Annotated in this window: 25 protein-coding genes and 2 pseudogenes; 25 read left to right on the top strand and 2 right to left on the bottom strand. The window is 50.7% G+C overall.

The genetic code is table 11. From position 1 onward, the window contains the following. The 18 genes and pseudogenes from MHZ92_RS14610 (at position 1) to MHZ92_RS14525 (ending at position 11265) form a co-directional block, all read left to right on the top strand. Complete coding sequence (locus MHZ92_RS14610) at positions 1-1023, top strand: hypothetical protein (protein WP_239432450.1); 1023 nt, start codon at positions 1-3, stop codon at positions 1021-1023. Continuing rightward, positions 1023-1937 (top strand): hypothetical protein, encoded by a 915-nt coding sequence (locus tag MHZ92_RS14605; protein WP_239432449.1) that lies wholly within the window; start codon positions 1023-1025, stop codon positions 1935-1937. Before MHZ92_RS14610 ends, MHZ92_RS14605 begins: the two co-directional genes overlap by 1 nt. Continuing rightward, positions 1934-2458, top strand: coding sequence for a crossover junction endodeoxyribonuclease RuvC (locus tag MHZ92_RS14600; protein ID WP_239432448.1), 525 nt, complete (start codon positions 1934-1936; stop codon positions 2456-2458). Before MHZ92_RS14605 ends, MHZ92_RS14600 begins: the two co-directional genes overlap by 4 nt. A gap of 121 nt (positions 2459-2579) precedes the next feature. After that, entirely contained in the window at positions 2580-2777 is a 198-nt protein-coding gene (locus tag MHZ92_RS14595; protein WP_239432447.1) for a hypothetical protein, read from the top strand. Between the two features lie 53 nt (positions 2778-2830). Continuing rightward, positions 2831-3694 (top strand): annotated as a pseudogene (locus MHZ92_RS14590) (ribonucleoside-triphosphate reductase, adenosylcobalamin-dependent); the annotation flags it as partial. A gap of 131 nt (positions 3695-3825) precedes the next feature. After that, entirely contained in the window at positions 3826-4515 is a 690-nt protein-coding gene (locus MHZ92_RS14585) for an NUMOD3 domain-containing DNA-binding protein (protein ID WP_239432445.1), read from the top strand. 157 nt (positions 4516-4672) lie between these two features. Continuing rightward, positions 4673-6001: pseudogene (locus MHZ92_RS14580) on the top strand (ribonucleoside-triphosphate reductase, adenosylcobalamin-dependent); the annotation flags it as partial. A gap of 117 nt (positions 6002-6118) precedes the next feature. After that, a complete protein-coding gene (locus MHZ92_RS14575; RefSeq protein ID WP_239432444.1) occupies positions 6119-6769 on the top strand; it encodes a PhoH family protein in 651 nt (216 codons plus the stop codon). A gap of 16 nt (positions 6770-6785) precedes the next feature. Next, positions 6786-6953: a hypothetical protein gene (locus tag MHZ92_RS14570; protein ID WP_239432443.1), complete on the top strand. Its 168-nt coding sequence runs from the start codon at positions 6786-6788 to the stop codon at positions 6951-6953. Between the two features lie 39 nt (positions 6954-6992). Then, positions 6993-7322, top strand: coding sequence for a hypothetical protein (locus MHZ92_RS14565; protein ID WP_239432442.1), 330 nt, complete (start codon positions 6993-6995; stop codon positions 7320-7322). Between the two features lie 2 nt (positions 7323-7324). Further along, positions 7325-7546 carry a hypothetical protein gene (locus tag MHZ92_RS14560; protein ID WP_239432441.1) on the top strand — a complete coding sequence of 74 codons (222 nt, stop codon included), beginning with the start codon at positions 7325-7327 and terminating at the stop codon, positions 7544-7546. Between the two features lie 81 nt (positions 7547-7627). Next, positions 7628-8146 carry a dUTP diphosphatase gene (locus MHZ92_RS14555; RefSeq protein WP_239432440.1) on the top strand — a complete coding sequence of 173 codons (519 nt, stop codon included), beginning with the start codon at positions 7628-7630 and terminating at the stop codon, positions 8144-8146. Positions 8147-8297: 151 nt separating this feature from the next. Next, entirely contained in the window at positions 8298-8459 is a 162-nt protein-coding gene (locus tag MHZ92_RS14550; RefSeq protein ID WP_239432439.1) for a hypothetical protein, read from the top strand. Continuing rightward, positions 8456-9298: a thymidylate synthase gene (locus MHZ92_RS14545; protein ID WP_239432438.1), complete on the top strand. Its 843-nt coding sequence runs from the start codon at positions 8456-8458 to the stop codon at positions 9296-9298. The genes MHZ92_RS14550 and MHZ92_RS14545 overlap by 4 nt, the downstream gene beginning before the upstream one ends. A gap of 45 nt (positions 9299-9343) precedes the next feature. Then, positions 9344-9925 (top strand): 3D domain-containing protein, encoded by a 582-nt coding sequence (locus MHZ92_RS14540; protein WP_239432437.1) that lies wholly within the window; start codon positions 9344-9346, stop codon positions 9923-9925. After that, complete coding sequence (locus tag MHZ92_RS14535) at positions 9926-10414, top strand: HNH endonuclease (protein WP_239432436.1); 489 nt, start codon at positions 9926-9928, stop codon at positions 10412-10414. Between the two features lie 7 nt (positions 10415-10421). Continuing rightward, on the top strand, positions 10422-10997 hold the full coding sequence (locus tag MHZ92_RS14530) for a DUF3310 domain-containing protein (protein ID WP_239432435.1): 576 nt from the start codon (positions 10422-10424) through the stop codon (positions 10995-10997). Then, on the top strand, positions 10981-11265 hold the full coding sequence (locus MHZ92_RS14525; protein ID WP_239432434.1) for a hypothetical protein: 285 nt from the start codon (positions 10981-10983) through the stop codon (positions 11263-11265). The genes MHZ92_RS14530 and MHZ92_RS14525 overlap by 17 nt, the downstream gene beginning before the upstream one ends. On the opposite strand, the gene MHZ92_RS14520 is transcribed toward MHZ92_RS14525, so the two are convergent. After that, the gene (locus MHZ92_RS14520) at positions 11252-11689 is read right to left on the bottom strand and encodes a hypothetical protein (protein ID WP_239432433.1); all 438 of its coding nucleotides are present in this window, start codon (positions 11687-11689) and stop codon (positions 11252-11254) included. The genes MHZ92_RS14525 and MHZ92_RS14520 overlap by 14 nt on opposite strands. Positions 11690-11863: 174 nt before the next feature. On the opposite strand from MHZ92_RS14520, the gene MHZ92_RS14515 reads away from it, so the two are divergent. Continuing rightward, the gene (locus tag MHZ92_RS14515) at positions 11864-12625 is read left to right on the top strand and encodes an N-6 DNA methylase (protein ID WP_239432432.1); all 762 of its coding nucleotides are present in this window, start codon (positions 11864-11866) and stop codon (positions 12623-12625) included. A gap of 24 nt (positions 12626-12649) precedes the next feature. On the opposite strand, the gene MHZ92_RS14510 is transcribed toward MHZ92_RS14515, so the two are convergent. Beyond that, the gene (locus tag MHZ92_RS14510) at positions 12650-12853 is read right to left on the bottom strand and encodes a hypothetical protein (protein ID WP_239432431.1); all 204 of its coding nucleotides are present in this window, start codon (positions 12851-12853) and stop codon (positions 12650-12652) included. 241 nt (positions 12854-13094) lie between these two features. Here MHZ92_RS14510 and MHZ92_RS14505 point away from each other — a divergent pair, with 241 nt between their 5' ends. The 6 genes from MHZ92_RS14505 (at position 13095) to MHZ92_RS14480 (ending at position 16177) form a co-directional block, all read left to right on the top strand. Further along, positions 13095-13283 (top strand): hypothetical protein, encoded by a 189-nt coding sequence (locus MHZ92_RS14505; protein ID WP_239432430.1) that lies wholly within the window; start codon positions 13095-13097, stop codon positions 13281-13283. Further along, complete coding sequence (locus tag MHZ92_RS14500; RefSeq protein ID WP_239432429.1) at positions 13280-13714, top strand: hypothetical protein; 435 nt, start codon at positions 13280-13282, stop codon at positions 13712-13714. The genes MHZ92_RS14505 and MHZ92_RS14500 overlap by 4 nt, the downstream gene beginning before the upstream one ends. A 146-nt stretch (positions 13715-13860) precedes the next feature. Then, entirely contained in the window at positions 13861-14103 is a 243-nt protein-coding gene (locus MHZ92_RS14495; protein WP_239432428.1) for a hypothetical protein, read from the top strand. Positions 14104-14225: 122 nt separating this feature from the next. Beyond that, positions 14226-14558, top strand: a complete 333-nt coding sequence (locus MHZ92_RS14490; RefSeq protein ID WP_239432427.1) for a hypothetical protein — start codon at positions 14226-14228, stop codon at positions 14556-14558. Continuing rightward, a complete protein-coding gene (locus MHZ92_RS14485; protein ID WP_239432426.1) occupies positions 14551-15399 on the top strand; it encodes a hypothetical protein in 849 nt (282 codons plus the stop codon). Before MHZ92_RS14490 ends, MHZ92_RS14485 begins: the two co-directional genes overlap by 8 nt. 391 nt (positions 15400-15790) lie before the next feature. Beyond that, on the top strand, positions 15791-16177 hold the full coding sequence (locus tag MHZ92_RS14480; protein ID WP_239432425.1) for a phBC6A51 family helix-turn-helix protein: 387 nt from the start codon (positions 15791-15793) through the stop codon (positions 16175-16177). Positions 16178-16812: the final 635 nt, after the last annotated feature.

Below are 16812 nucleotides of genomic sequence, written 5' to 3'. Positions count from 1 at the left end.
TTGACGATAAACATGCAGCAACTAGCGCAGGATTTCACGGACTATCTAAACGAGTTTCATTCGTACCAACAGCCGTACGACGACGCAATGGACGCGGAGGTATATGAACAGTCAGCGGCTGTCTTACGGATGCAGTCGAAATGGGGTTACTTCGATTGGTCAAAGAAACGCCCACACTTCGGACCTTCCTCGGCTGCGCGAAGTGAGCGGGAACTGTACGAAAAGGCACGGAAGGCACCGCGCGACACTCGACCACCTGCGCCACATCAACGACGGTGGACGGCGCTTGGAGAAGCGATCGGCGGTATGCTACAGCGCGAAATACTACTTGCCGAGCGCCACTATCCGAAGTTTACCGGAAAGCCTGCTCGCTACCGATTCGCACGAACATCGGAAGGCGCTCCAATGTACGAACACTTTACGAAGAAGATGCACGAAGTTACGTACGACGGCGAGGACTTCGCTATCTTCGGACTCGGCGATGGAATTCTCGAACACGTAACGGAGGACGGCGAAATCATTCGCATTGGACTCGAAATCAAGTCGCGTCAAACATCGTACGCTGAAACCGGTCCATTCCGCATGAAAGACGTTAATCCGGATCATTATTTGCAAACCGTCTGTTATTCCGAAATGTACGGACTCGATTACTTCTTCGTTGTATATCTGAATTCGTCGAAGAAGGCGTGGAATATGACGGACGAGGAACGCGTTAAATCGCCTGACTTCCGCGTGTTCGGCTATGAAATCGGAGAGGACGCTCGGAACGAAGTTAAAGCGAAGTTTGCGCGAGTAACGAAAGCAGCGCGCGAAGGGAATGCGCCGAAAGTCGACCTCGATACGTGGCAATTTAACGATTATAAGACGCAGATTGCACGCACGATTACGGAGGAAGAATTCGAGGAATTGCGGACACAGGCGATCCGGATGCAGAACTCGTCGTTGCCGGACTGGAAGAAGCGAAAGTTCACGGAAGCAGTCGACTATATTGCGGAAATTAGAAACGGAAAGGAAGCGATATAATGGCGAATTTCAAAGTAGGCGATAAGGTGCGCGTAGTTTCGATTGCGACCCACGCTATGAGCGGATTCAAAGTAGGAGATATCTGCGAGGTAACTAACGTTAATGCCCGCGGTTTAAATCGCTACGGAATTCGGAGAGGATTCCTTCACGGCTACGCGAACGAGGAGAACCTTACACGACACATCGCTGACACTCCCGACCTCACAGCGCGCGTAACCGAACTCGAAGCGGAAGTTAAGGCGCTTAAGGCGCAACTAGCGGGCAAAGCGGACAAGCCTACGCTAGCAATGACGTTGGCAGATGCGGCGGACTCAATGACGAAGGCTATGCAAATATTAGCGAAAGTCGGCGCGACAGTAAAGACGCCGAATCAACGCAGATCCGACGTAATCAAGCAGGCGCGCGCTTATGTTGAGTACTTGCTAACGGAGATTGACGGTCAACTTGGGTGGAGCCGGACGGTAATTCCGTTGTACAGGAGATGCGGAAGATTGCGCGTGGAATTCGTAGTTAATAACGATAAGCGCACGGTAGTAGCGTTAGCACGACTCGGAAATATGCAGAAACATCCGGAAGTGTACGGAAAGGGCATCGCAAAGTGTGCGCCCGGCGACGTATTCAACGCAGACATCGGCAAGGCAATCGCGCTAGGACGTGCGCTCGGCGTAGATGTGCCGGCGGAATTCTTTAAAGCGCCGCAGCCGACGGAGGCTGTCGACGGACAGATCATTACGTTTCCGACATATGACGGATGGCATCGCAAGGTTAATTATCGAGTAGATGGCGTAAATGAGCGAGAATACTGCTTGTCTGTAGCACGCGATGATATAGGCGGTGAGATAGGCATGCGCGCGTATTTGGGCGACGGTCTAGGTCATTTAGTAATAATCGACGACACCGAGGCGCAATATTGACGGCGCAAAAGAATCTTCGCATACTCGCGCTCGACATAAGTACGTCGCCCGGATTCGCAGTCCTCGAAGTTAAGACGCTGAAAGCCGGACCGCGCGTTAAACTACTGCACGTCGATCACGTTAAGACGGATAGTAACACACCGGACAGTCAGCGCTACGCATATATCGAAGCGAAGACGGTACAAGTCGTCCATGAATACGGGCCATTCGACGTAGTATGTCGCGAACACTTTACGAAAGGGCGGTCGAAACGCGCAACCCAGCTCGTATTCGGCGCATGGGCAGCGGTGGACAGCGCGCTTGGCCGTTACAACTACGCGATATCGGAAGACAACGAATTTACGCCTAGCGCTGTCAAAAAGGCAGCGTCGCGCAACGGCAGCGCGGATAAGGAAGACGTCGAGAAGGGCGTACGGACGCTACTCAAATTGCCGGAGGACTTCGTGTTTACGACGGACGACGAGAGTGACGCAGTAGCGGTCGGCATTGCGTACCTAAAATCGAAAGGATTGATCGTATGAAGTCGAAAGCGACGAAGATTGGCGAGTTTATCGGTTATTCGATTGTTGCGTTGTTCCTCCTTGCGCTAGTGGTCGGTGGATTCTTCGCGCACCTCGCGCTAATCCGATGGGGATTACGCTTATGGCCGCTGTAAACCCGCAAGGAATGACGGAGGCGCGCAGAATCGAAATGTTACGACTGCTCGAACAGCGGAAAGGCGAAGTAATGTACGACAGGAGCCACGCGAAAATCGTACTACAACGGCTAGAACGCGAATTGATCGAAATTGAGGACGCAATGCAAGATTTACAAAATGACGCAAAGGGGACGATTGAGTGACGACTTTACTAACTGACGTATTTATCGAGCAATACCCGGATTTCCCGGAGAATATGAACGCGCTAGGGCAGTTCGTTTACTATCGGACATACTCGCGCTTCTTACCGGAAAAGGGACGGCGCGAAACGTGGAAGGAAACGGTAAGACGCTCGACGGAATACAACGTCGGACTCGGCGTTAAGCATACGCAAAAGATCGGATACGCGGTCGATTACGATAAGTTCCGCAAAGAGGCGGAGGAATTCTTCGATAACATGTTCAATCTGCGCCAGTTCCTTTCGGGGCGTACGCTATGGGTTGGCGGTGCTGACGGTGGAGTTGCCGACAAGTATCCGCTCGCAAACTTCAACTGCTCGTATGTGAGCGTTAAAAGTTGGGACGACCTCGGCGACTTGTTCTACTTATTACTCGTCGGAACTGGCGTCGGCTTTAAATCGACGAAGGAATACGCGGCTAATATGCGCCCGATCCGCAATAACGTCGAAGTCATCCACGAACCGTTTACACAGCGTTATCCTATCGTAAAGCAGCCGGATACGCAACTATTCGTTATTGATCCGCCAAAAGGCGGACGCAAGGGCGTTATCCACGTCGGCGACAGTAAAGAAGGATGGGTCGACGCTTTGCGGACTTATTTCCGACTGCTAACCGAGCATGAGTACGCAGACGTTACACAAATCGGCATTTTCTACGACTATATTCGTCCAAAAGGCGCGCGTCTGAATACGTTCGGCGGTACGGCTTCCGGCTATGAACCTTTGCGCGATATGTTCGAAGGTATCTCGAGAGTATTGCGGAATGAAATCGACCCATCGTTAGCTCCGCTGGAACAGTACGACAATGATCGCGTTAAGGTGCGTCCTGTACACATTTTAGACATTGGTAACTTAATAGGCAATAATGTTGTTGTCGGTGGTAAACCTTATGCCTCCGACGTAAATAAAAACCCTTTTTCATCGGTGAAACTCCTAACGCAATAAGGCGAGGACGATACCGAGGGAAGCAAATCTTACACCGTCCCTTCGCAAATCAAGAGGGGGATGATCGAATGTTCTACGTATACGAGTATTACAAAGTAGATTCTGACGAGGTTTTCTACGTGGGTAAGGGAACAGGGCAGAGGATGTTCGAAACGCACAATCGAAACAAATACTTCAACGCAGTATTAAAGAAATACGATTGCAATGTGCGTATTGTTCATGACGGTCTGACGAACGAAGAAGCCTGCGAAAAGGAAATCGAAAGAATCGCTGAAATGAAAGCTATAGGACAAGCATATTGCAACTTTACAAACGGCGGCACAGGTTTTTCCACCGGGAAACTAAACCCGATCCATCGAAGGTTGAGAAATGGCGAGGTATCACTTTTCTCTAAAAAGAAATTCTTTGGAGAGAAAAACGGATTTTACGGGCGTCAGCATACCGAGGATACAAAACGCAGAATTTCGGAGAGTAGGAAAGGGAAGGGCGGCCAATTCGGAAAAGATAACCCGATGTACGGCGTGCAACGATTCGGAAAGGATAATCCGATGTATGGACGATCCGGAGAGAAGCATCATAACGCCGTAATTTTCGAAGTCGAATACACAGACGGAAATTCCGAAAGGCTTACTTCGAAGGCCTGCGAAAAGAAATTCGGTATAGCATTCGTTAGAATCCGCGAAACCGGTGGAGTGCTTCACTATAAAAACAAGTCCAAAAATAGCGTATACGAAGGGACGGTTCTACGTAAGGTTTGAACCTGTAACGACTATGGCGAAAGCCAGTACGTCGCAAGCGATTGGCGGCGGAAACAGAGGGCGGCTAAATGCCGAAGATATAGTCTGATCTATGCGGAAACGTATAGCTGCGCGTAACGGCGCGGGTGAGGCGTAGCGAACCTCGCTGAACATAATGGTAAGAAGAACCGCAGAAATATTCCTGTTCGATGCGGACGATTACGAATCAATGTTCGCTAAGTACGGAATCAACGGAATTTGGAACGTCGAGCAACACGTAAAAGTTATCGAGGCTGCGCGGACTGCCGGTTTAGTCGAGCAGGCGGAATTCCTCGAATCAATTCCGACAATGGACGCGGAAGCAAGACCACTACACCATCGCAGAATGTCGAATAACTCGGTAGCTTTCGAAAGCAAGCCGACGCGCGAACAATTAACGATGATCTTCGAAATCATGCAGGCGGAGGGCGAGCCGGGCTTTATTAACCTCGAAGAAGCGAAGCGCAGACGACCGAACGCGGAAGGCTTAAATCCATGTGCCGAAATACTGCTCGACAGCTACGGAGTATGTAACTTAACGACGGTCAACCTCATGCAATTCGTTAAGCGCGAAGGTGACGCTTATACGCTCGATACAGACGCACTCACGGAAGCACAGCGAATGTCAGCGCGAGCAGGCTTACGCATGACGCTCGTAACGCTAGAAATACCGCATTGGAACGCCGTACAGCAACGCGATCGCCTGCTCGGCACTTCGCTGACTGGCGTTAAGGATGCGATGGCATTACTCGGCTATAACGCGTCGGACGAAGCTATGTTAATCGCTCACTTGGGCGAGGTTGCGCGTCGTGAAGCGGACGACTATGCGAAGGAAATGCGCGTATCTGCGCCATTGCTTGTTACGACGGTCAAGCCGGAAGGCACGATATCGCAGGTTGCGGGTGGCGTAAGTAGCGGACTGCACTATTCGCACTCGCCGTACTATATCCGCAGAATTCGTATTAACGCGAACGATCCGCTCGCTAAAGCCGTAATGGACAACGGTTGGACGGTACATGCCGAAGTAGGCACGCCGGGAGAAACGCCTGACATACGCCTAGCAAATGCGCGAACGTTAGTCATCGACTTCCCCGTCAAAAGTGGCGCAACAGTAACGAAGGATGACGTCAGCGCGGCGGAGCAATTCGGAACGTACTTCAACTTCCAGCGCTATTACACCGAGCATAATTCGTCGAATACGATTACGGTCAAGCCGGACGAATGGGGCGAAGTTGAGCAAATCGTATACGACGGTTGGGACGAGTTCGTAGGCGTATCATTCCTCGCAGCAGACGGCGGTACGTACGAGCTTGCGCCATACGAGGCGATTTCAGAAGCGCAATACGACGAAATGGTTGCGAACTTCAAGCCGTTCGAACCTGCGATACTCGCGCAATATGAAACGGGCGAGGATAGCGACTTAGACGGAATGGACGGATGCGAAGGCGGAGTTTGTCCGATACGATGAGCTACCGCATATTACTCGCTGTAAAACGCCTAGCCGCGGACAAGCCTACGGTCTTAATGACTCTCGGCGAACTCCGCGCGCAGGAGGCGACACAATTACGCAAAGGGGAGCGATCAAATGCCGTTACCAAGCGATAACCTACTATTCGGATATGCACCGAAACTTACCGAGGAACAGCGCATTTACGTCGACAGTATCTTCGATAACAAGGTAACGATCGTCAACGCGAAGGCTGGCACCGGTAAGACTACGCTGGCCGTCGCAGTTGCGCGCCTACTCGGTAAGCCGATGTATTATACGTTCGCGCCCGTCGAGGAAGATGCGCTAGGCTTTACGCCGGGCGACGTCGAGGAAAAGGAATCGAAGTATATCGTCCCTCTTATCGACGCGCTGACGGAAATACGCGAAGACCCTCGTCTTGCGATTCACCGCGACAGTAACCCGGACTTTATGAACGCCGGCGCGTGGGTAACGGCGAAGTCCCACGTATTTATGCGCGGTACGAATCTGAAAAACTGTACGCTGATTATCGATGAATCGCAAAACATGACGCGCGGTGACTTAAAGAAGGTGTTAACGCGATGCCACGATTCAGTAACCGTCATTATGATCGGACACGTCGGTCAGAACGACATCGCCGACCCGTCAAAGAGCGGTTTCGCGGATTACTTGGAGCATTATCGCGACCAACCTTACGCGCAGGTATGCGATTTAACCGTGAATTTTAGAGGTGTGATTTCGCAGCACGCCGATAAATTGTCGTGGTAGAAAGGGGCGACGCGTAATGTTCCACGTAATAATGGCGCTATTTTGGTGCGTACTATTGGGCGCAATCTTCCGAGGCTACGATCCGCACATCGCAATAATTATCGTAGCATTTATACAGCTTGCGGCATTTAATGCGCTAGAAGCGATTAAAGAACTCGAAAAAGGCCGGAATAGTCCGCAGTAAGCGTTTTGAAACGATATAACTACTATAGGGGGCGATACTATGGAGATTCTCGCGGAAACAGCATTGCGCGGAGAATACGTGATAACAATCGTAATAATGTCCGCCGCTATCGCGTTTAGCTTAATTGCCGCTTTAGTTTACGGAATATTGCTTATCTGCGAACGTCACGTAGGGTCGGCGATAGTTGTAGGACTGGCAGTAGTAGCGCTAGTATTAGGGACTAGCGCTATTGTCGACGTAGTTAGTAAGGGACCGACCGTAGAATACACCGTACTTGTCACGGACTACAACGAAGTATTCGCGCAAGGCTACGAAATCGTACGTCAAGAAGGCGCGCTAACTGTGCTGACGAAATCGGGAGGACGATAGACATGCGTAATTACACGATAGACATAAACGTAAACACGGCGGACGAACTCGCCGGCTTGGGCGCAAAAGTACGCACATTCATCGACGAATTAGGCGACGGCACTATCGACGTACAGCTTGCGATCAATCCGCTCGGCAATACGGCCGTTTATACGCAAGCTATCGGCTTTCTAGCGGACGGTGGCGAGGAATATTACGAAGAAGACGAAGGGGAGGACGAATAAATGGCGTATTTACGCGAACGAGAGGACTTCTTTAAGCCGCAGAGTGCGGAGGTACGTGCGCAGGGTAACGTTATCCCTCCGGTGCGCGTCGGATTTAAACGCTTAACGGAGGACGCCGTACTGCCGTCGAAAGCACACGCAAGCGACTCCGGCTTTGACCTCGTAGCAAGCGCGGACGTTATCGTAGAGCCGGGCGCAACTGTGGTCGTACCTACGGGCATTGCCGTACAGCTACCGGTAGGCTTCGAAGCACAAGTGCGTCCACGGTCGGGCGTTACTAGCCGTACAAATCTACGCGTCGCCCTCGGCACTATCGATCAGGGCTACGGCGGGGAAATCGGTGTTATTTGCGACAATATTGCGCAAAAAGAACACGACGCAACGTACGGCTACTATGTCGGATACCTAGACGGAAGCATAAGCGATGATCCCGAATATTTACTAGGGTCGTACTTAATCCGCAAAGGCGACCGCATCGCGCAGCTAGTAATTACGCGCCTGCCCTCCGTCGAAGATGTCGAAGTGTTTGACGTAGAGGATACGGCGAGAGGGTCGCACGGCTTCGGTTCAAGCGGGGTGACAGTAAATGCGCAAGCCTAATCGGTTTTTACATCGCATGGGACTTATTATATCGCCGTCACTTACGTGTATAGGCGTCGGACCTTATAACAATCCGATAGCAAAACGTAATTGGAAGAGGGTCTACACTAGATTCGCTAAAGCGCTAAGTACCGCTTTGGAGGACGATTAAATGAGACCGCCAATAGGCGTAATGCCACGCATGATATGGGACGAGAAGCGGGAGGACGACTTGGCGCGTGCTATCGAAAGGTATATCGCAGATAGGCGTCAGGTGCCTCCGGAGTGGATTACGGAATATAACGAACTTATCGAAAAGGGGACGATTGAATGACGCAACAATACCTCGACTTATGTCGGCACATACTCGATAATGGCGTCGCTAAGACGGATCGTACCGGAACTGGCACGCTTAGTACGTTCGGCTATCAGATGCGCTTCGATTTGGCGAAAGGCTTTCCGCTATTAACTACGAAGCGCGTCGCATGGAAGTCGGTTGCTTACGAATTGCTGTGGTTCCTGCGCGGAGATACGAACGTTAAATACCTGCGCGATAACGGAGTAACGATATGGGACGAATGGACGCGTAAAGACGGCTCACTTGGCCCGGTTTACGGCGAACAATGGCGTTCATGGCAACCCGCCGAAATGGTGTACGACTATTATTTTGACGATGGTTCCGACATGCTCACGGAAGATACTATCGACCAAATCGCGCAAGTCATCGAACAAATCCGCACGAACCCGGACAGCCGGCGCCTGCTCGTCAACGCGTGGAATGTCGGAGACTTGGGAGGAATGGCGCTACCTCCGTGCCACTTCGCGTTTCAATTCTACGTAGCTAACGGAAAGCTATCGTGTCAACTGTATCAGCGGTCGGGCGACGTATTCCTCGGAGTGCCGTTCAACATCGCCAGCTACGCGCTATTAACGCACATGATCGCGCATGTAACCGGGCTAGGCGTCGGCGAGTTCGTTCATACAATCGGCGATGCGCATATCTACACGAATCATATCGAGCAGGTTAAGACGCAATTACAGCGTAAGCCACGCGCATTACCTACGCTAGAAATCACGCGCGAGACAGACGACATCGACGCGCTAACATTCGAAGACTTCGTATTAAGCGGTTACGATCCGCATCCGAAGTTAAGCGGAAAGGTGGCGGTCTAACTGCGGGATATTAAGCGCACAGCAGGCGTAATCCTACTCGCGGTCATGCTATTCCTCGGCGCAATCTTCGGCGGTAATCCGAAGGAAGTCGAGGAAGACGAAGAAGCGAAGCCCATTCCGCCTGTCTACGATGACACGCACGAAATAGCAACGTTAGACGAGCGTAGACAGGCGAATGAAACGAAGTTAGCGCGGGCAAGGTCGAAAGAAAGCATTAGGCAGGCCCGGATAGCGAAGGCAGTCGCAAGTAAGGCGCAAGCCAAGCCGAAGCCCGCAACGGTATCGCGCAACAGTAATTACGTTGGACAGGCGCAGACATTCGAGGCAACCGCGTTTACCGCTTATTGCGAAGGCTGTACGGGCATTACACGGACGGGTCACGACCTGCGCAAATCAATTTACAGCGACGGTTATCGCGTAATTGCGACTGATCCGCGAAGGATACCACTCGGCTCGATTGTGCGCGTTACCCTTTCGGATGGCACGTCGTTTGAGGCGATAGCTTCCGACACGGGCGGGCGGATCAACGGCGCCATTATCGACGTGGCGCATGAAACGAATGCAGAGGCGCTAGAGTTCGGCAGGCAGTCGGTGGAAATACGGATGATACGAAGAGGAGGTAATTAGGTGGGAGAGATAGTGACCAATAACGGGGAGATAATTATTGTCGATGATGACTTAGTTGAAGAATTATCTATGTTCACTTGGTTTATAAGTTATAGAACTAGGCGCGGTAGGACAGAAGGATACGCGGTTAAAAGTACTTGGGTGGACGGAAAACCTATACGAACTTACTTGCATAGACACATCACTAACGCACCTGACGATAAGGTAGTAGATCATATAAATAGAAACACGTTCGACAATAGGTTATCAAATTTACGGGTAACAAATAATTCTCACAATGAGCAAAATAAGCCGGCATATGGATCAACAGGTCTAAAGGGCGTGAGTTACAACAAGTTCGCTAAGAAATACTCGGCAAGTATCGCGAAGGACGGTAAGCAATTCCACTTAGGCTATTTCACAGACAAGCATGACGCCGCTCGTATGTACAATTTTTGGGCGTTAGATTTATACGGTGTGGATGCTTATATAAATACTAATTTAGAGTGACGATGTAGTGGCAGTCGGTGGAAGTACGGATAATACGAAAGGGGCGGTAAATATGGCGTTAAAAGAGATGCCGAAGGTTGGCGACAAGGTGCGAGTATTAAACGATGAATGGAAGGATATTACCGAGGGAACGGAGTACGTCGTAACCGATATACATCGAAGTGGTATAGTCGATTATTATTATCACCGAGAAACCTTCTCGTTTGCGGATGACGTCGGTGAATTGCGGACTATCGGTAGCGGAGATTTCGATGAATTCGAGCTAGTAACAGAGCCACAACCGGACGTCACCGACCTTATCGCGAATCTCGGACGTCGTGTACACGAATTGGAAAGCGACGCAGTAAACCATCCGCAACACTACACCCGCGGTAAATTCGAAACTATTGAAGTCATCGAGCATATGACGCAAGGCTACGCCGATCCGTTCGTCGCTTATTGCGTCGGCAACACAACGAAGTATATCGACCGCGCACCGTACAAGCACGGAAGCCCTGCGGAGGACTTGCGTAAGGCGGCGTGGTATCTGACGCGGGCAGCGGATCATATCGAAGGACAAGCCGTAGGTGACAGCGATGTTTAAGCCGTTCCGCGCGCCTAGTCCCGTTGCCGGCTTCCGCGAGTCAGCGGCAAATCCGTACATGGGCGCAGACAAGGCGTTCATCATCGAAGCTATCTCGATTATCGACGGCGGCGGACGCATAGATGACGAAAGATTAGCGGATATGCGTGTCCTCATTGACGTTTATTTGGCGGATACCGGGCAGGAAAGCCTCGGCTGGTTGCGCGAGGGCATTGCGAAAGGGGAGCGGAGAATTGGCGGCTATAAGAAACCGCCTATTCCTCGATAAGCTGCGCATCAATCGGCGCGTCCTTCGCTAAACGGAAGATATAAACGCCGTCGACGGACGTGCCACGATCAAATACGTAGGTAAGCGGCGCCTTGTTAATGTCGATGCGGAATTCCGCGACAAACTTGCGCGCAGACGCGTAATGGCGCTTGTCCAGTACGTAGGTAAAATTCGCAGGCACGGCGTCCATGTTCTTCGTTAGTACCGCAATAGACTTCGTATCAGCGTTGTAACCGATCGCAATTTTGCTGTACGCCTTTAAGCCGAACATCTTGCGCAAGGACGTATTAAAGTAGAAGCGGCGTTGCGTGTCTAGCGTTATAAAAGGCGCGCCGTCAGACGCGACAAACGTAAATCCGGCGAGGGCTTCGTCGATTGCTGCGGGTGTTAGTACGTTAGCTAGTGCGTTTTTTGATGCGGTCATATAAAAACCTCCGGTCATTTGCGTTATTTAGCGTTATTATAACGCATCATTGACGGATTAACAAGAAATTATACGGAATGGGGCGAAATAATGACGAAAGAACCGATTTATCTCGGCATAGACGAGTGGAACGCGCTACTTGGCGTCGTTGATAGCTATAAGGCGCCCGATGCGTTGTGGGCGATTCTGCGCGATAAAGAACGGCGCGAAGCGTTATTCCGCAAAGCACTCGAATTACACGATTACAACGTTGACTACGATTGGTTTCATCGTTATTTTCAAGACGAACACGCCGATCGCGCGCAGAAGAAGCAGGACTTTACCCCGAACAGCGTCGCTACGCTACTGTCAGCACTCGTCAGCGGTGAGCGCGAGGTGGGCGATACTTATTACGAGCCTTGCGCGGGTACAGGCGGAATCACCATCCGTCAATGGGACGCAGACAGACGAGCTACGCCGTTCTTCGAATATGTACCGTCTATGTTCCTCTATCAAGCCGAGGAATTAAGTGACCGCGCTGTGCCGTTCCTACTATTTAACCTCGCAATCCGCGGCATGAACGCGTCTGTCGTACAGGTTGACGTTCTATCGCGCAAAGGCGCTAAAGGCGCGTGGCTCGTACAGAATACCAACGACGATCATCTACAATACAGCGCGATACACTTATTTCCATACGATGATGCATCGGCGGAGTATTTTAACGTAGAGTGGACGGCCTTTGAAGCAAATAGATACGAGCCTTTCGATCCAGTAGGCGACTTCCCTGCGCATTTAGGCGGTAATGCGTTCTTGGAAGCGGTGAGGCATGAAGTGGCGGAGAAAATCGTTACTTGCGACAAGTGTAGCGCAGTATTTCCGGACGGAATTGCGTTCGATTATAGTCCGGATTACGGCGATATTTGCGAAGTATGCGCGGAAGGGATTGCGGAGGAATAGAAAAAGACGCCGGTTAGGGCGTCCTCATGCGCAAATTCTTATCATTTCTTCGATAGCGTACTCTACGTTAGCTAGCGTATGGAAGTCGTGGTCTGCGTTGTATTCCGATAAGAACATTTCAAGCGCGTGTTCCTTCGTGCTTTCGAATGTTTCTGCGTACTTTTCGATGTACGTGCTACGTAGTTCCTCCGGTGTGAATGCGTTTAGATCGTGTTTTACTGGTTTCATTTTAATCCGCTCCCCCGTCTTTTTGATTAACTTAAGTATACCGCAGGTGTTTGCGTAAGTCAAGCGCAAAGTTGACGAAAATTTAACGTAAAGAAAGCAGGCGGTTTTATTGAGCAATTACACCGATAAAGTGCGCAGATTACTCGCGCAGTATCACGATTTAAAGGCGCGCCAAGACGTCGGCGACTTCGGCGCAACCGATATACTGATCGACCTGCACTACGCAATTAAGCGCGCAGGAATGACGCGGAAACAGCGCGAGGCGTTCGATGCCGTGTTCATTCGCGGGCAGGCGCAGAACCGTGTAGCGGGCGCGCTAGGCGTGTCAGAGCCTGCGTTAACATACCGACTGTCTGCGTCGGTTGTGAAGCTGGCCGCGGTACTAGAAGCGTGGGATTACTTAGACGGAACGGAGGCACTTACCCAATGACGATTACAACCGAATTTAACTACGGACATTCAACGGTCCAATTTGCGGAATACGTATCGCTGCTATTTGGAATCGCGAAAGCAGGCGACGGCAAGACGGACGTACAAGGGCGCATAGCCGCAGTACAGCGCATGACTGACGCATACTTTGAGTGTCGCGGCGTTATACCGGATAGCGCGCAGCTGGACCGACTGGCTTCGTTGATATTGCGCGATGAACTGACAGACGATACGCCCTATAAGACTCGCAATACCGAGTACCCGATCGAAAGCGAGCGGCAGGAACTCGATTATTATAAGGGGCTAACTACGCGCAATGTACCGGAATCAGTCGGCGTGGACGGCACGGATTACCGCATACCGACGAGAAGGCAACGCACGCCGGCGGAAAATGCGTACATGGACCGTAAATATAAGGCAAAAGAGCGCTAACTACTTAATTATTACGCGAAACGTCTGTCCTATATAGTAGGAAGAACTTTACAAGCGAGCAAACTCCGTCCTAGAGCGGCAAGGCTCGCTGTCTAACCAGATGCAAGGATTATGTGAGAAAAGGCGACTAACTACATTCGTCTTTAATGATTACGGGAATAGACGCGGAATTGCTCGACGTAGAATTAATGAAGAAAAGGCGGTATCTGCTTATGTCTACATTCCGGAATAAATTAATCGAAAATGCTCGGACTCAAACGCGCTTACCCGAACGCTCAAACTCAGAGGTGTCGGTTGAAGAGAGGCAGGCGCAGATTGAGCAGAGGGTCGATAAGTTACGTAGAAAGCACGCAAAGGCTTTAAGTCAAATGAAGTTCACGAAGTATTAAAAGAATTCAAGTAAGCATCAGTTCGGCCGTAAGACGAAGGGTGTCCGCAAGTTGGGCGTCTTTTTATATTGCGTCAAGTCGGCGGACTATAAGCGACATACTTACGAATGGGGTTGGTGCAAATGGCGGCAGACAAGGACGCGCGCGGATTGACGGTAAAGATTGACGTAGATGTAGCGGAGGCGCTTACGGGCTTAAAGGCGGTACAGCGCGAGGCTAAGAAGGCTGCACAGGCATTGCGCGAGGTTGAAGCGGCGGAACGCGGAGATTTAGTTGCGATAGAAGACGCTAAAAAGCGCTTAACCGACGTTTATAAAATGCCCGAAGCAATCGCGACGGACTGCGTGGCGAGTCGCAATAAGGCAGATATGAGCGCGGTGCTTACGTTCCTAGATCGCTACGGGTCGATGTTAACCATGCCGAGACAGCGTTACGGGAGGCGTGACATTGAGTAAAACACGCGAACAAGTAGCGGAACTACTAAGCGGCGCACCTCGCGGCAGTATGACGTATCACGGCCACGGCTACGCAACGGATTCATCCGGCAAGCTATACGAGGTCAAGTCCGCCGAACAGGCGGAAGCGCAGCGCCGTTACAACGCGCAAGGCGGACAGGGACGTAAGGAAACATTCTTCTTTAATCGGATGGCGCGCCTTGATTACGTTATTGAGGCGCTAACTACGGCACAATGCGGATACCTGCTGATATTGTCGTCATACATCGACTTTGACGGGCTAATTATCCGGTCAGAGAACAATAAAACACCGATGTCACCGGCGGATATGCAGCGCGCTTTACGGGCTTCGCAATCGACCTTCTACGACTTTTTAGACGCTTGTACGGCGCACGGTATTATTACCGAGAGCGACGACGGGCGTTTTTATGTTACGCCGTTATTCCATTTCCGCGGCAAGACGGACGGTGACCGCGTCGTAATGACGATGATTACGAAGTTGCGCGAAATGTACTCGGAGGTCAGCGCGCATGACATCGGCCTGCTGTACCGGCTGATCCCGTATATACACCGCGATTCGAATATACTTTGTGCCAATCCCGAGGAACAGTCGGCGAAGCACGTACGCAAGTTTAACCGGAAGCAACTGGCGGATGCTGTCGGCGTGAGTCCTGCGCTAATCAGTCGCGCGACTAGCCGTATGGTATTCCGAGGCAAGTCCGTATTTGCGAAGATCACGACGGCGACGGACGGTACGTTTTACATGCTGAACCCGCAGATATTCCGCCGGAATGAACGTGAATACGACGTGACGGAACGGTCGATATTCGGGCTAGATTGACGTGTCAGACCGAAAGTGTGACGCTACTCGGAAAAAACGTCCAAAAGTGTGACGCTACTCGGAACGCCTAAAATGCGGTTGAGCCTTAGAGCCACGTGCGTTACGGCGTTTTTGAGGGCGAAGTTTTATCTTATCTATGTTATCCGCTATAACGGGAAAAGACGGCGCAATAAACTATAAGGGATAAAGAGCGAAAGCTTACGCCTCAATTCCAAAACCGGGAATTTCGGCGGGTCTATTATTTTCTTATAAACGCGCAATAGTAATAATAATGATAGTCGGAGGGCTTGCCCGACGACAACGGTTTTAATCTTTTATGTCAACGCGCAAGCCACGTACTGTCAGCGCTATTACTGCGCACATATACGTATTATAAAACGGAGGTGATTCGATGACTAAACGGAAATTGAACGATCTACAATACGCAGCAATCGCCATTCTATCGCAACCTAAACGCGGAGGCCTTACCTTCGAGGAAGTAGCGGATAAGGTCGGCGTACATCGCGATACACTGCAACGATGGCGCAAACAGGACGATTTCAATGCGGAGTTAAAGAACGAAATCATACGGACTACACTCGATAGGCTACCGGAGATTATGGACTCTATACCGGATCATATTATTGCGGATGGTAATGCGGCACTATTCCGTACTCTACTGCAGGCACACGGAATGCTAACGGATAAAGTCGAGATAGATACGAAGGGGAATGGCGTAGATGTAGACGCTATGAAGGCGCAGATAGAGCGCTTTAGGGACGGTAATAAGACGGAGTAAATACGCAGTGTGTGACGTAAGTAGCGTTATGCAGGCGCACTATATAGTAGGGATTGCGTAGAGTGTAGCGGATAGTAGGCGTCAGCGTACGTCAATGAGTAACGTGTATTGCGCATAACATCAGGCGAGCCTCGGTTGCGTGCGACCCCTCCGACGCTTTGCTAACGGCACGATCCGTTGCTAGTCGTTGCACCTATTACGCAAACAATCGCAACTATCGCAACAACTCCGAATTGTATAGCATATGCAATCCGATCATATGCGCCGACTGCATAAACCGCGTAGGTATGCGGATGTATAAACGGTGTATAGCGATAAGAGGACGTATAGTATGCGAAATGGCGTAGGTATGCGGTTAGCGGGTGATTGCGAATGTAACTCCGCATGATTCTGTTACATTCGATATGCAAGTCGTATACAATTCTCGTTGTGTATCGAATTCTGACAACGGTGATAATTAACGGTAATTGTATCGGATATACGCACAATTCCGAATTGTTTTAATGGGGGGGGCGTTGTTTGAAAAATTGACACAATTACAGGCGCCCCTAACTCGCGGAAACTAAAAAATCACTTTGACCCGTTTTAAAATCGCGAAATTAAAATTTCACTTTGGACTTGCGGAATTCCATCGT

It is taken from the genome of Sporosarcina sp. ACRSL, assembly GCF_022346605.1.
In the GTDB taxonomy this organism is placed as follows: domain Bacteria; phylum Bacillota; class Bacilli; order Bacillales_A; family Planococcaceae; genus Sporosarcina.
The sequence above is the reverse complement of the archived record's forward strand: the minus strand, read 5'-3'. Positions and strand labels throughout refer to the sequence as shown.

Coding starts and splice junctions, on each gene's coding strand:
- MHZ92_RS14480 (WP_239432425.1), top strand. CDS start 15,791: ATGACTAAACGGAAATTGAACGATCTACAATACGCAGCAATCGCCATT.
- MHZ92_RS14495 (WP_239432428.1), top strand. CDS start 13,861: ATGATTACGGGAATAGACGCGGAATTGCTCGACGTAGAATTAATGAAG.
- MHZ92_RS14565 (WP_239432442.1), top strand. CDS start 6,993: ATGGAGATTCTCGCGGAAACAGCATTGCGCGGAGAATACGTGATAACA.
- MHZ92_RS14570 (WP_239432443.1), top strand. CDS start 6,786: ATGTTCCACGTAATAATGGCGCTATTTTGGTGCGTACTATTGGGCGCA.
- MHZ92_RS14540 (WP_239432437.1), top strand. CDS start 9,344: ATGCTATTCCTCGGCGCAATCTTCGGCGGTAATCCGAAGGAAGTCGAG.
- MHZ92_RS14490 (WP_239432427.1), top strand. CDS start 14,226: ATGGCGGCAGACAAGGACGCGCGCGGATTGACGGTAAAGATTGACGTA.
- MHZ92_RS14500 (WP_239432429.1), top strand. CDS start 13,280: ATGACGATTACAACCGAATTTAACTACGGACATTCAACGGTCCAATTT.
- MHZ92_RS14595 (WP_239432447.1), top strand. CDS start 2,580: ATGGCCGCTGTAAACCCGCAAGGAATGACGGAGGCGCGCAGAATCGAA.
- MHZ92_RS14510 (WP_239432431.1), bottom strand. CDS start 12,853: ATGAAACCAGTAAAACACGATCTAAACGCATTCACACCGGAGGAACTA.
- MHZ92_RS14550 (WP_239432439.1), top strand. CDS start 8,298: ATGAGACCGCCAATAGGCGTAATGCCACGCATGATATGGGACGAGAAG.
- MHZ92_RS14505 (WP_239432430.1), top strand. CDS start 13,095: ATGACGCGGAAACAGCGCGAGGCGTTCGATGCCGTGTTCATTCGCGGG.
- MHZ92_RS14575 (WP_239432444.1), top strand. CDS start 6,119: ATGCCGTTACCAAGCGATAACCTACTATTCGGATATGCACCGAAACTT.
- MHZ92_RS14560 (WP_239432441.1), top strand. CDS start 7,325: ATGCGTAATTACACGATAGACATAAACGTAAACACGGCGGACGAACTC.
- MHZ92_RS14605 (WP_239432449.1), top strand. CDS start 1,023: ATGGCGAATTTCAAAGTAGGCGATAAGGTGCGCGTAGTTTCGATTGCG.
- MHZ92_RS14520 (WP_239432433.1), bottom strand. CDS start 11,689: ATGACCGCATCAAAAAACGCACTAGCTAACGTACTAACACCCGCAGCA.
- MHZ92_RS14545 (WP_239432438.1), top strand. CDS start 8,456: ATGACGCAACAATACCTCGACTTATGTCGGCACATACTCGATAATGGC.
- MHZ92_RS14585 (WP_239432445.1), top strand. CDS start 3,826: ATGTTCTACGTATACGAGTATTACAAAGTAGATTCTGACGAGGTTTTC.